This is a genomic window from Vogesella indigofera, from assembly GCF_003633895.1.
Lineage (GTDB): Bacteria > Pseudomonadota > Gammaproteobacteria > Burkholderiales > Chromobacteriaceae > Vogesella > Vogesella indigofera.
This window is the reverse complement of the sequence record NZ_RBID01000013.1, coordinates 236,339-249,583: the sequence shown is the minus strand read 5'-3', so window position 1 is coordinate 249,583 and position 13,245 is coordinate 236,339. Positions and strand designations below refer to the sequence as shown.

Here is a 13,245-nt window from a genome sequence, read left to right as displayed (position 1 = left end):
GGTGGCTTGCCGTGCCGTTCGCTTGCCCTGAGCTTCCTGCGCAGGGGGGGGCTGCAGACCGGGCGTCTGCCTGTTGCACGGCTTCGGTTCCGGCACGCTGCACGCCTTTGCCGCGATCACCGGTAGGGCTGTTGGCGAGGCATGGCGGTCAACAGGGTCATTTCGTTCAATACCGGTCAAACCGGATTTCTTACGCTGCAGGCTCTTTCATCCACGGGAAGCAACCCATGAGCCTGTATCTGTCGATGTCCTTGTTTGCGCTGGCGGCCTCCATTTCTCCGGGCCCGGTGAATCTGCTGGGCCTGGCCCACGGTGTGCAGTACGGTTTTCGTGCCAGCCTGCGGCATGTCACCGGCGCCACCATGGGATTTACCCTGTTACTGCTGTTGATCGGCCTCGGTCTGCACGAGGTGCTGACCCGTTGGCCGCTGGTGACCACCGCCATCAAGTGGGCCGGTGCTGCTTTTCTGCTGTATATGGCCTGGAAGCTGTTCCGCGCGGATGGCGCACTGGGAGACCAGCGTGCCGGGCAGGCGCCGTCGTACTGGCAGGGTGCCCTGATGCAATGGCTGAACCCGAAGGCCTGGCTGGCAGCGGTGGCCGGCATGGGGGCCTTTGCCGGTGGTGACAGCCTGCTGGTCTGGCAATTCAGCGCGCTGTACTGGGCGATCTGCTATCTCTCGCTGGCCTGCTGGGCTTATGCCGGCGCGGCGCTGGGGCAATATCTGCACTCTGCCGCCCGTATCCGGCTGCTGAACCGTTTGCTGGCGGTCTTGCTGTTGCTGAGCACGGTCTTGCTGTTCTGATCAGCGCCGGTAATGGCCTGGCGTGACGGCGGTGAGGCGTTTGAACACACGCTGGAAATGCGCCTGGTCGGCAAAGCCGCTGGCGTGCGCGACTTCCGCCAGCGGCTGCCGGTCACGCAGCAGACGTCTTGCATGCTGGATACGGCAGTTGAGCAGATAGGCGTGCGGTGTCATGTGATAGTGCTGGCTGAAGGCACGGATCAGGTAGGACGGTGACAGCGAGGCTGCCGCGCAGATCTGCTGCAGCGTCAAGGACTCGGTCGCGTGGCTGTGGATGAAGTCGGCGGCCCGCGCCAGTTTGTCCGGTGCGCCAGGCCTTGGCAGCTTGCCATGGGCCAAGGCGGCCAAGGCCTCGCTGAAGAACTGTACGGCGACGCTTTCCTTCAGTAGCTGTTCGCTATCGGCGGCGGTTAGCACGGCGTGAAAACGGGTAAACGCGGCATACAGGCGAGGGTCGGTACTGAGCTGGCAAGCCAGCGGCTGGAAGTCGCCATGCGGCGACAGCCCCAGCTCGGCCTGCCGTGCCCCCAGCCAGTCCTGGTCCACATACAGCATGCGATACGCCCAGCCGGCGCCGCGAACGGGCGCGCAGGCGTGCACCTCGCCCGGATTCATCATCAGTACACTGCCGGCGGCGATCTCGTGCCGCTTGTTGCCGTTCAGGTAGTGGCTGTGGCCGCCATCAATCACGCCCAGCGAGAACGTCTCGTGCGAGTGTTTTTCATAGCAGACCTGGCGGCCGTCCGCGACGTCGCGGGATTCGATGAAGGGCAGGGCGTCATCACGCCAGAAGCGGGATGCTTGCGGTGGGGCCGGGCGTGTTTGCGCCATCGTTGCGTCACTTCTGTTGGACATTGAACACGAACAGCATAGCTTGCTCCGGCACAAAAACAACAGAACCGCTACAGGGTGGCCGCATCTGTTGTCGTGTTTTGCGGCGCCGGTCTTTGGTCGGCCCGGTGAGGTGGCACTGGCTCAGCCTGGGTAGGCATCCCTCACGCATTGGCCGGCAAGGCGGTTCCTGGCCGTGGCGGCCGGTTTCTTCCCGGCGGCCTTGACTTGGCAAGCGGGGTTGGCGCTGGCGCTGGAAAACAACAAGGCCGGGATGATTCCGGCCTTGTTGTTCATGCGGGCGGCGCAAGGTTGGCCGCAAGCCGCTTAGCCGGCCAGACGGGCGCGGTGACGGGCGATCTGCGCGCGCACCTGGTTCGGCGCGGTGCCGCCCACGTGGTCGCGCTGTGCCAGCGAGCCTTCCGGCGTCAGCACGGTGAACACGTCGGCTTCGATCAGCGTGCTGAACTCGCGCAGTTTTTCCAGGCTGAGGTCGGCAATGTCCACGCCCTGCAGCTCGGCGTGGCGTACGGTCAGCGCCACCACTTCGTGGCTGTCGCGGAACGGCATGCCCTTCTTCACCAGATAGTCGGCGAGGTCGGTGGCGGTGGCGAAGCCCTGCAGCACCGCGGCGCGCATCGCCTCTTTCTTCACCGTGATGCCGCGCATCATGTCGGCGTAGATGCGCAGGGTATCGATCAGGGTGTCGGCGGTGTCGAACAGCGGTTCCTTGTCTTCCTGGTTGTCCTTGTTGTAGGCCAGCGGCTGCGCCTTCATCAGGGTCACCAGCGCGATCAGGTGGCCGACCACGCGGCCGCTCTTGCCGCGCACCAGCTCCGGCACGTCCGGGTTTTTCTTCTGCGGCATGATGGAGCTGCCGGTGCAGAAGCGGTCGGCGATGTCGATGAAGCCGACGCGCGGGCTCATCCACAGGATCAGCTCTTCCGACAGGCGGCTCAAATGCACCATCACCAGGCTGGCGGCGGCGGTGAATTCGATGGCGAAGTCACGGTCGGATACCGCGTCCAGCGAGTTGTGGCACACGTCGTCGAAGCCCAGCAGCTGCGCGGTGTAGTGGCGGTCGATGGGGAAGGTGGTGCCGGCCAGCGCGGCGGCGCCCAGCGGCAGACGGTTCACGCGCTTGCGGCAGTCGGTCATGCGCTCGGCGTCGCGGCCCAGCATCTCGACGTAGGCCAGCATGTGGTGGCCGAAGGTGACCGGCTGGGCGACTTGCAGGTGGGTGAAGCCCGGCATCACGGTGTCGGCGTTGGCCTCGGCCAGATCCAGCAGGCTGGTCTGCAGCTCGGCGATGAAACCGACGATGGTGTCGATCTGCGCGCGCAGCCACAGGCGGATGTCGGTGGCGACCTGGTCGTTACGCGAGCGGCCGGTGTGCAGGCGCTTGCCGGCGTCGCCGATCTTGTCGGTGAGGCGGCGCTCGACGTTCATGTGCACGTCTTCCAGGTCCACGCTCCACTCGAAGTTGCCGGCGCGGATGTCGGCGATGATGGCGGCCATGCCGTCGCGGATCGCGGCGAGGTCGGCGTCGGACAGCACACCGCACTTGTTGAGCATCGCGGCGTGGGCCAGCGAGCCTTCGATGTCGAATTCGGCCAGACGGTTATCAAAGGTGACCGAAGCGGTGTATTTCTTGACCAGCTCGGAGACCGGCTCGGAGAAGCGGCCAGACCAGGCGTGCGTGTCTTGCATGGTGATGATGTCCCGGGTTTGTACGTGGAGGGCGTGTCTGGCCAACGATTATAAGGAAAGCCCGCCATCAGGGCGAGGGCGGGCTGGTTTCAAGCGTTCGATTGCGCGCCTGGAGCGTGTTCACGATCTCGCGCGCTCACGCGAGACAAGGTGAAAACGGCTGAGGCAGCGGCGTTGAGCTGGAGATAAACCAGCATGCCGAAGCCGTTTTCAACGCGGTATCGCCCCATTTAGAGATCAGTCGCAGCAGATCGTGTACCGGTTCTTAGCGTGGCGTGGTGCGCCGTGCCGCCATGCGTTTGCCGGCGTCGCGCAGCTCGTCCTCGCTGATCAGCTGGCCGGCGACCGGGAACAGCCAGTCCTCCTCGCGCTGCGCGTGTTCGCGGTACAGGCGGGTGAAGTCGGCGATGGCGGCGGCGTCCAGTTCCGCCAGCTCGCCGCGGCCGAAGGCCTGCAGCTGGTCGTGGATGGCGCACCAGCGCGCGTTCAGGTAGCCGTGCTCGGCCAGCAGCTGCTTGATCTTGGCGGCAGCGTCCGGCTGTCGTGCCACGATCAGCGGGAACAGCTCCTGCTCCTCGTCCTGATGGTGCGCCGGGCCGGCGAGCTCGAAGTAGCGCACGATGCCGGCGATGGTGTTCAGCACGGCGTGGCTGTGGCCGTGGCTGGCGATGTAGCCGGGCAGCGCGTCCAGCTGCTCGCAAAAATGGCGCACCTTGTCGTGACAGGCGTACAGCATGTCCAGCGGTTCGTCGAAGGAAGGCGCGGGGATCGCGCGGGTGAGGGCGTCCAGGCTCAGCATGGCATGCTCCAAAAAACGGTGGGATGGTTTCAGTATGGTGCATGGCGGCGTCGCTGCCCATGATCCGTCTCAAGCGGCGGGCGGGGATTTGCATTACAGTCTCGGCTGATATTTTCTGTTGCAGGCGAGTGATGACTGTCCCGTTCCTGATCCGTGAACTGTGCCGCGACGATGCGGCCAACCTGGCCGCGGCGCTGGCGCTGCACGACGCCGCCCATGCGCTGGAAGTGGCGTGGCTGGATGGCTACCCGCTACCGCGGTTGTGGCACAGCGCCGCCGACATCGCCGCCAGCCCACTGTACATCCTTGCCGGCTACGACGAGGCGATGCAGCTGTGCGCGCTGCTGGCCTGCGGCCGTGGCGACGACGGCAGCCTCGACATCGTGCGTACACTGGTAGCGCCGACGCGACTGGGCGAGGGCTGGGCCGGGCGCCTGCTCACCGCCGCACTGGCCGGTGAAACCATCGCCACGGTCAGTAGCGCGCAGGCCAACCGCGCGGCGCTGCGCTGCTATCACAAGGCCGGTTTCGTGCGCGTGCGCGACTTCGCCGCCGCGGACGGGCTGGCGCTGACCACGCTGCGCTGGCAGCGCGATGACAGTGAGCTGCTGCTGACGCTGGACGCCGACGGCTGGGTCAAGGAGGCGCAACAGCTGTCGTCGCCCAACTGCGACAATTATCCACAGCCGGCGGTGCCGCTGCTGGTTATCCACAATATCAGCCTGCCGCCGTACCGCTACGGCGGCGACGGCGTGGCGCAACTGTTCGGCAATCGCCTCGATCCGGCGGCCGATCCCTACTACGCCACCATCGCCCACCTGCGGGTGTCGGCGCACTTCTTCATCCGCCGCGACGGCCGCCTGCTGCAGTTCGTGTCCACCCGCCAGCGCGCCTGGCACGCCGGGGTGTCGCAGTGGCGCGGGCGCGAGCGCTGCAATGACTTCGCGCTCGGCATCGAGCTGGAAGGCTGCGATTTCGAGCCGTTCTGCCACGCGCAGTACCGCACGCTGGCGGCGCTGGCGCGGCTGTTGCAGCGCGAGTGCGGCATTGAGGCCATTACCGGCCACCAGCACATCGCGCCGGGGCGCAAGACCGATCCGGGGCCGTACTTCGACTGGCCAAGGTTGGCCGCAGCAGTGGGGCGAGCGCTGCCGGAGAACTGAGTCTTTGGCGTGAGGGGCGATGGGGTCAGAAGTCGCGCCAGGAGGCGGTCTTGATGGCGAGGGTGTTGTTTGTCGTGGTGCTGGTAACCGGGGGTAGGTTGACGGTGCCGGTACCGAGTGTCGATGACCAGCCTATGAATTGGCTGTTGGCTGTCAATTTGGTGATGCTGCGTTCTGAAACCATGCTGCCATAGATTTTTGCACCCCCCCAGCCCTGGTTGCCACAGTTGTCGGCGTAGTAAACGATGCCGTAAATGACGACACCCCCGTTCAGCTTGGGACAACCGGCACCGGTATCGAAAATCAGGATGCCGGGCTTGCTGGCGGTACCAACATTGGTGTGCCAGTTATTGGGCGGAGGAATTTCATCATCATAAAAGTAAATGGTGCTGTAGTCCGCCGCTGCCTTCATCTCCGCTTTGCTGGTGTTCGGGAACACCAGATCCCACGCCGTGCCGGTGAAGGCGTTGCCTTTGATATTGCCGGTCACGGTTAGCCCACTCTGCCCGTGCCCTCCTGTATTGATGGTTGTCGAGCTTTCGGAGCTGATGATGGCGGTACCTGTTGTGCCCGCCGCCACCGACGGGTTGCCGGTGACGCCGCTCATGCCCCCTTTGATCACGATTGGTGCCACGGTATTCAAATTCAGGGTGACCGCAGTCGATGTACTGGTAGTGGTCGTGCCAAGCAGGAGACGTTCACTGACGGTGGCGACGCCATCCCCGCTGCTTGATGCGCGGATTTCCAGCACGTTGGCGGCGGTCGCGTTACGCCACATGCTCACGCTGATGGGGTAGTCGCCGATAGTCTGGCTGCTGATGGCCAGCGGGAAAATGCTGCTGTTTGCTTTCTGGTTATTGCCGGCTGGCCCGGTCGCATCATCTGTCCAGTTGGCCGTATTGGTGAGGTTGCTGGCGCTGCCGTTGGTAACAAGCCAGGCCAAAGCGGCATCCAGTCCACCGCGCGCGGCTTCCTGTGCCTGTTTCTGGCGCAGCATGTTGTTGCCGGTGCGGATCTCGAACAGCAGGCCGGCACTGCTCTGGAACACCATCAGGCTGCTGAGGAACAGCACCAGCAAGGTCATCGCCAGCGTCACCACGCCCTGTTGCCGGGGCTGGCGGGTGGCGGGCGAGCAAGTGGTGCGGGCGGTGCAGGTGCGGCTGGGCATGATGGCGACGGCGGGAGGGGCGCTGCGGCAGGCGGCGCGTCAGGATGGCGGGTGTTTGCAGACAGCTGTCGTGCAAACGGCATAGCCAGCCATCGTATATAAATGACAATAAAGTGGCAATATTACCAATACAAAAGGGCAAGCCGTCCGGCTTGCCCTTGTCGTGACGCTTGCGGCCAACCTTGGCCGCTGCGCGGTTTACAGCTCGACTTGCGCGCCCATCTCCACCACGCGGTTGGTCGGGATCTGGAAGAAGTCGGTGGCGCGCAGCGCGTTGCGGCTCATCCACACGAACAGCGTCTCGCGCCACGGCGACATGCCCTCGCGTTCGGTCTGGATCAGCGTCTCGCGCGACAGGAAGAACGAGGTGTCCATCAGCTCGAAAGTCATGCCCTGTGCCGCGCACAGGTCGAGGATTTGCTGCACGTCCGGGGTCTCCTTGAAGCCGTAGTAGGCCATCACCCGCCAGAAACTGCCGGACAGCTGCAGGACTTCCACCCGCTCGTCTTCCTCGATATACGGCACCTCCTCGGCGCGGATGGTCATCAGCACCACGCGCTCGTGCAGCACCTTGTTGTGCTTCAGGTTGTGCAGCAGCGCGTGCGGCACGCCGTGGGTGGAGTTGGTGAGAAACACCGCGGTGCCCTGTACCCGCTCCGGCGGGTAGGCTTCCATGTTCTCGACAAAGCCGTCCAGCGGGATCGCCATTTCGTTCAGACGCTGCATCAGCAGGTGACGGCCCTGTTTCCAGGTGGTCATCAGGATGAAAGCGCCGATGCCGATCAGCAGCGGCAGCCAGCCGCCGGCGAAGATCTTCACCACGTTGGCGAGGAACAGCGGCAGGTCGATCACCAGCAGCGCGACCAGCAGCGGTGCCACCACGGCCAGCGGCCAGTGCCAGCCGCGCCAGGCGACGGTGCACACCAGGATGGAGGTGATCACCATGGTGCCGGTGACGGCGATGCCGTAGGCGCCGGCCAGCGCGCTGGAATTCTGGAACATGATCACCACCATGATCACCGCCGCCAGCAGGCCCCAGTTGATCAGCGGGATGTAGATCTGGCCGATCTCGTTGTCGGAGGTGTGGGTGATTTCCATGCGCGGCAGGTAGCCCAGCTGCACCGCCTGGCGCGTCAGCGAGAACACGCCGGAGATCACCGCCTGCGACGCGATCACCGTGGCGCAGGTGGACAGGATCACCAGCGGCAGCAGCGCCCACTGCGGTGCCAGGTGGAAGAACGGGTTGGCGCGCGCCTCCGGGCTGGCGAGGATCTCGGCGCCCTGGCCGAAGTAGTTCAGCAGCAACGCCGGCAGCACGTAGAAGAACCACGCCAGGCGGATTGGCCTGGCGCCGAAGTGGCCCATGTCGGCGTACAGCGCCTCGGCGCCGGTCAGCGCCAGCACCACCGAACCGAGCGCCAGGAAGCCGATGGCGCCGTGGCTGAACAGGAATTCGATGCCCCACAGCGGATTCAGCGCCGCCAGCACCGCCGGGTTGCCGGCAATGCCGTGCACACCGAGCGCGGCCAGCGCCGCGAACCACAGCATCATCACCGGGCCGAACAGCTTGCCGACACTGGCGGTGCCGTGCTTCTGGATCAGGAACAGGCCGGTCAGCACCGCCAGCGCCAGCGGCAGCACGTAGGGCTTGAACGCGGGGGTGATCACCTCCAGCCCTTCCACCGCCGACAGCACCGAGATCGCCGGGGTGATCACCACCTCGCCGTAGAAGAAGCCGCCGCCCATCAGGCCGATGGCGGCCAGCATCCAGCCGCGCGGGCCGACGCAACGCCGCGCCAGCGCCATCAGCGTCAGGATGCCGCCCTCGCCGCGGTTGTCGGCGCGCAGCACGAAGCTGAGGTACTTCAGCGACACGACCAGGATCAGGCCCCAGACGATCAGCGACAAGATGCCCAGCACGTTGGCCGGCGTCACCGCCAGGCCGAGGTGGGGGCTGAAGCATTCTTTCAGGGTGTAGAGGGGGCTGGTGCCGATGTCCCCGTACACGACCCCCAGCGCCGCCAGCGTGATACCGGCGAGCGCCTGTTTGTTTTGAGCCTGCATGATTTATGTATTTTTTGGTGGGTGGCGCCGCCACGGATGTTGCAGCGCAGTATTGCGAATCTCGGGTGAGCGCGAAGCTTACTCTTGTGCCCCACAATGTGCCATGCGGCGCCCGCTTTTGTAGCGCAATTGTGGCCGCAGTGTAGAGCCGATGCGACAGGTGGCACGGCGGCGCGGCTAATTGCCGCCTTCTTCCTCCAGCCAGGCGCAGAAATCGGCGCACAGCGGGTCTTCCGCCAGCGTCAGCGGCAGCACCCAGGAATAACCGCGCGCCTTCACCCGCGGCCCGTCCAGCGGCGCCACCAGCTTGCCGCTGGCGATCAGCGCGTCGGTCACCGGCTGCGCGCTGAGCGCCACCCCCAGGCCGTCGACCGCCGCCTGCAGCGCCAGATAGTAGTGGTCGAAGTGCTGGTGCGCCGCCGCCTGCAGCGCCGGGCTGCCGGCCGCCGCCAGCCAGCGCTCCCACGATACCGGCCGCGTTTCCGAGTGCAGCAGCGTGTGCTGCGCCAGATCGGCCACCGTCGCCAGCGGCTTGCTCGCCAGCAGCGCCGGGCTGAGCAGCGGCTGTTCGTGCTCGGTCAGGAACAGGTGCGACACGAAACCGTGCCAGTGGTCATGGCCGCGGCGCAGGGCGATGTCGAAATCGGCATGCTGGTCGTGGATGATGGTGTCCGAGGTCGCCAGCCGCAGCTCGACGCCGGGATGGCGCAGCTGGAAGCGTGTCAGCCGCGGCAGCAGCCAGTGCATCGCCAGCGTCGGCGTGGCGTTGATGCGCAGCTGCCGCGTGCGGCCCTGGGTCAGCCGCTCGGTGGCGGTGGCGATGCTGTCGAACGCGGTCTGCAGCACCGGCAGGTACTGGCGACCGTTGTCGGTGAGCAGCACGCGCTTGCCGACGCGGTCGAACAGCGCCAGCCCCAGCCATTCTTCCAGCTGCTTGATCTGGCGGCTGATGGCGCCGTGGGTCACATGCAGCTGTTCCGCCGCGGCACTGAAACTGCCGCAGCGTGCCGCGGCTTCAAAGGCGCGCAGGGCATTGAGAGGGGGGAGTCGCCGGTTCATGTTTGTGAGCATAGCGCACAAGCGAAGTCGGAAAAACTCGTTTGTCGCCACCTCCGCTTCCGCACTACGCTACCGGTCATGGAAACACACAACATCCCCACCCGCCGCGAGCTGTTCACCGGCTTTTTCGGCATCGGCATCATCGGCTTCGGCGGCGTGCTGCCGCTGGTGCACCACATGCTGGTGCTGCGCAAAGGCTGGCTGACCGACGCCGAATTCACCGAGCTGCTCGGCCTCGGCCAGATCCTGCCCGGCCCCAACGTGGTCAATCTCAGCGTCGCCGTCGGCGGCCGCTTTCACGGTGCCAGCGGCGCGCTGCTGGCATTCAGCGGCCTGCTGCTGGCGCCGTTCTGCATCGCCATGCTGCTGGTGTCGCTGTACCAGCAGTACCGCGGCCTGCCGGCGCTGCAGCAGGTGCTGGCCGGGCTGGCACCGGCGGCCACCGGCCTGATCTTTGGCATGGGGCTGCGGCTGGCCGCCAGGCTGGAGCGCAGCAGCTGGTGCATCGCGCTGGCGGTGGCCACCTTTGTCGCCATCGGCCTGCTGCACTGGCCGCTGCTGCCGCTCTTGCTGGTGATGGTGCCGCTGGCGGTGACGCTGGCCTGGCACCTGCAGAAGGAGCCGACATGAGCGCGATGCTGCTTGCCCTGTTCCTGGTGTTCGGCCAGCTGTCGCTGATGGCGGTCGGCGGTGCCAACGCGGTGGTGCCGGAAATGCTGCGCATGGTGGTCAACGAGCACGGCTGGATGACGGCGGCGGAATTCACCGCGCTGTTCGCCATCGCGCAGTCGGCACCGGGGCCGAACGTACTGATCGCCAGCCTGGTCGGCTGGCAGATGGCCAGCCTGCCCGGCGCCGCCATCAGCCTGATCGGCATCTGCGGCCCGTCCTCGATCCTCAGCTTCTACGTCGCCAAACTGTGGCAGCGCTTCCGCGATTACCGGCTGTGCCACGCCATCCAGCGCGGCTTCGCACCGCTGTCGATCGGGCTGGTGCTGGGCGGCGCCTGGCTGCTGGCCGGCATCGCCAACACCGGCTGGAGCGCGTGGCTGCTGTGTGCCATCAGCGCACTGATCGCCTGGCGCACCAGCCTGCACCCGCTGTGGCTGCTGGGCGCCGGTGCCGTGGCCGGGCTGCTGGGCTGGGTGTAGCCATCCGGCGCATCGCCGGTAGCGTGATTGCAAGGTTGGCCGCCGCTGCGGCCAACCTTTCCGCCGTCTGCCCTAAACGGCTACAATCAGCGCTATTTCGCAGAAATCTCAAGGATAACCAACACCATGCGCGCCTCGCAGTTTTTCATCTCCACCCAGAAAGAAGCCCCCGCCGACGCGGATATCGTGAGCCAGAAGCTGATGCTGCGTGCCGGCTTCATCCGCAAGGTCGCCGCCGGTGTCTACTCGTGGATGCCGATGGGCCTGCGTTCGCTGAAGAAGGTCGAGAACATCGTGCGCGAGGAAATGAACCGCGCCGGCGCCATCGAGATGGTGATGCCAGTCGTCCAGCCGGCCGGCCTGTGGCAGGAAACCGACCGCTTCGACACCATGGGTGCCGAGCTGTTGCGCTTCAAGGACCGCCACGACCGTGATTTCGTGATCCAGCCGACCTCGGAAGAAGTGGTCACCGACATCGCCCGCGCCGAGCTGCGCAGCTACCGCGCGCTGCCGAAGAACTTCTACCAGATCCAGACCAAATTCCGCGACGAGCGCCGTCCGCGCTTCGGCGTGATGCGCGGCCGCGAGTTCACCATGAAGGACGCGTACTCCTTCGACCGCAGCGCCGAAGACGCCGGCAAGAGCTACGACAACATGTTTGCCGCCTACTGCCGCATCTTCGACCGCCTGGGCCTGACCTACCGCGCGGTGGCGGCCGATACCGGCGCCATCGGCGGTGACCGCTCGCACGAATTCCAGGTGATCGCCGAAACCGGCGAAGACGCCATCGTTTACTGCCCGACCTCCGACTACGCCGCCAACATCGAGCTGGCGGAAGCGGTGGCCCCGGCCGGCGAGCGCCCGGCTGCTGCGGCCAACCTTGTTAAGGTGCACACCCCGAAGGTGAAGACCATCGCCGAGCTGGTGGATTTCCTGAAGGTCGACATCACCGCGACCGTGAAGGCGATCGTGGTGGAAGGCGAAAAGGGCGAGGCGGTGCTGATGCTGCTGCGCGGCGACCACGAGCTGAACGAAGTGAAGGCGGAGAAGATCGCCGGCATCAAGAAGCCGCTGACCTTCGCCGCGCCGGCCGCGATCAAGGACGCCTTCGGCGCCAATCCCGGCTCGCTGGGTCCGGTCGGCTTTAACGGCCGCGTGATCGCCGACCGTACCGTGGCCAAGATGGCCGATTTCGTCATCGGCGCCAACGAGGACGACCAGCACTACACCGGCGCCAACTTCGGCCGCGACTGCGCCGAGCCGGAAGTCGCCGACCTGCGCAACGTGGTGGTCGGCGACGTGTCGCCGTGCGGCAACGGCGTGCTCGACATCCAGCGCGGTATCGAGGTTGGCCACGTGTTCTACCTTGGCACCAAGTATTCCAAGGCGATGAACGCCACCTTTCTCGACGAAGACGGCAAGCCGAAGCACTTCGAGATGGGCTGCTACGGCATCGGCGTGTCCCGCATCCTCGGCGCCGCCATCGAGCAGAACTACGACGACAAGGGCATGATCTGGCCGGACGCGATCGCACCGTTCAGCGTGGTGATCTGCCCGGTCGGCTACGACCGCTCCGAAGGCGTGAAAGCCGCCGCCGATCAGCTGTACGCTGATTTGCAAGACAAGGGCGTGGACGTGATCATCGACGACCGCGGCGAGCGTCCGGGCGCGATGTTCGCCGACTGGGAGCTGATCGGCGCGCCGCACCGCGTTACCATCGGCGACCGCGGCCTGAAGGAAGGCAAGGTCGAGTACCAGCACCGTCGCGATGCCGAATCCACACCTGTGGCGCCGGACGCGGTGCTGGCACACGTGCTGGCACAGCTGGCGCGCTAAGCCATGCGCCGCTGGCGGTTTGCGCTGCTGCTGTTCACGCTGGCCACCGTGCCGGCATGGGCGGGGGCGCAGCGCGAAGAGGCGCTGGCGGCCAACGTGGCGTCGGCGATGTCGCGCAGCATTGCCGACATCAACGCGCCACGGCTGGTGTTTGACAACCCGCACGAGGGTGCGGCGTGGCTGGCGGAGATGTCGCGCCGCCTCAGCCGTCGCCTCCCGGACCAGTGGCTGCGCGAGCGGCTGCTGACCGCGGTGCAGTACGAGGCCACCCGAGCCGGACTCGATCCGCAGCTGGTGCTGGGGCTGATTCAGGTGGAGAGCGGCTTCAACAAGTACGCGATCTCGCCGGTCGGCGCGCGCGGCCTGATGCAGGTGATGCCGTTCTGGGTGCGCAGCATCGGCGCCAGCGAGCACAACCTGTTCGAGCTGACGCTGAACCTGCGCTACGGCTGCACCATCCTGCGCCATTATCTCGATATCGAGCGCGGCAACCTGTTCCGCGCGCTGGGGCGCTACAACGGCAGCCTCGGCCGCGCCGAATACCCCAATCTGGTGGTCGGCGCCTGGCGCAGCCACTGGCAGTGGACACCGCCGGCCAGCCTGCAGCAAACCGCCGGCCACTGAGCCGGCCGCGCTTGTCGCGCCCGGTGCCACTCCG

General features: G+C 66.0%; 12 protein-coding genes. 6 read left to right on the top strand and 6 right to left on the bottom strand.

Annotated elements, in window-relative coordinates:
- Window positions 1–227: 227 nt before the first annotated feature.
- Complete coding sequence (locus C8E02_RS07300) at window positions 228–806, top strand: LysE family translocator (RefSeq protein ID WP_047965869.1); 579 nt, start codon at window positions 228–230, stop codon at window positions 804–806.
- On the opposite strand, the gene C8E02_RS07295 is transcribed toward C8E02_RS07300, so the two are convergent.
- The 3 genes from C8E02_RS07295 to C8E02_RS07285 form a co-directional block, all read right to left on the bottom strand.
- Window positions 807–1,637, bottom strand: a complete 831-nt coding sequence (locus C8E02_RS07295) for an AraC family transcriptional regulator (RefSeq protein ID WP_120810274.1) — start codon at window positions 1,635–1,637, stop codon at window positions 807–809. It lies immediately after the preceding gene.
- 327 nt (window positions 1,638–1,964) lie between these two features.
- A complete protein-coding gene (argH, locus tag C8E02_RS07290; RefSeq protein ID WP_120810393.1) occupies window positions 1,965–3,347 on the bottom strand; it encodes an argininosuccinate lyase in 1,383 nt (460 codons plus the stop codon).
- A 265-nt stretch (window positions 3,348–3,612) separates the two neighbouring features.
- Window positions 3,613–4,146 (bottom strand): hemerythrin domain-containing protein, encoded by a 534-nt coding sequence (locus tag C8E02_RS07285; protein WP_047965871.1) that lies wholly within the window; start codon window positions 4,144–4,146, stop codon window positions 3,613–3,615.
- Window positions 4,147–4,757: 611 nt separating this feature from the next.
- On the opposite strand from C8E02_RS07285, the gene ampD reads away from it, so the two are divergent.
- Complete coding sequence (gene ampD, locus C8E02_RS17620) at window positions 4,758–5,309, top strand: 1,6-anhydro-N-acetylmuramyl-L-alanine amidase AmpD (RefSeq protein WP_245961104.1); 552 nt, start codon at window positions 4,758–4,760, stop codon at window positions 5,307–5,309.
- Window positions 5,310–5,334: 25 nt separating this feature from the next.
- On the opposite strand, the gene C8E02_RS07275 is transcribed toward ampD, so the two are convergent.
- The 3 genes from C8E02_RS07275 to gcvA all read right to left on the bottom strand — a co-directional run bounded on the left by C8E02_RS07275 (window position 5,335) and on the right by gcvA (window position 9,600).
- Window positions 5,335–6,477, bottom strand: a complete 1,143-nt coding sequence (locus tag C8E02_RS07275) for a hypothetical protein (protein ID WP_147424469.1) — start codon at window positions 6,475–6,477, stop codon at window positions 5,335–5,337.
- Window positions 6,478–6,675: 198 nt separating this feature from the next.
- Window positions 6,676–8,541, bottom strand: coding sequence for a low affinity potassium transporter Kup (gene kup / locus C8E02_RS07270; RefSeq protein ID WP_047965874.1), 1,866 nt, complete (start codon window positions 8,539–8,541; stop codon window positions 6,676–6,678).
- A 177-nt stretch (window positions 8,542–8,718) separates the two neighbouring features.
- The gene (gene gcvA, locus C8E02_RS07265; RefSeq protein ID WP_120810271.1) at window positions 8,719–9,600 is read right to left on the bottom strand and encodes a transcriptional regulator GcvA; all 882 of its coding nucleotides are present in this window, start codon (window positions 9,598–9,600) and stop codon (window positions 8,719–8,721) included.
- A gap of 78 nt (window positions 9,601–9,678) precedes the next feature.
- On the opposite strand from gcvA, the gene C8E02_RS07260 reads away from it, so the two are divergent.
- From C8E02_RS07260 to C8E02_RS07245, 4 genes are all read left to right on the top strand, one after another.
- The gene (locus C8E02_RS07260) at window positions 9,679–10,230 is read left to right on the top strand and encodes a chromate transporter (RefSeq protein ID WP_047965876.1); all 552 of its coding nucleotides are present in this window, start codon (window positions 9,679–9,681) and stop codon (window positions 10,228–10,230) included.
- Complete coding sequence (locus C8E02_RS07255; protein WP_211329190.1) at window positions 10,227–10,751, top strand: chromate transporter; 525 nt, start codon at window positions 10,227–10,229, stop codon at window positions 10,749–10,751. Before C8E02_RS07260 ends, C8E02_RS07255 begins: the two co-directional genes overlap by 4 nt.
- 126 nt (window positions 10,752–10,877) lie before the next feature.
- Window positions 10,878–12,587 (top strand): proline--tRNA ligase, encoded by a 1,710-nt coding sequence (locus tag C8E02_RS07250; RefSeq protein WP_120810270.1) that lies wholly within the window; start codon window positions 10,878–10,880, stop codon window positions 12,585–12,587.
- 3 nt (window positions 12,588–12,590) lie between these two features.
- The gene (locus C8E02_RS07245) at window positions 12,591–13,211 is read left to right on the top strand and encodes a lytic transglycosylase domain-containing protein (RefSeq protein ID WP_120810269.1); all 621 of its coding nucleotides are present in this window, start codon (window positions 12,591–12,593) and stop codon (window positions 13,209–13,211) included.
- Window positions 13,212–13,245 lie beyond the last annotated feature (34 nt).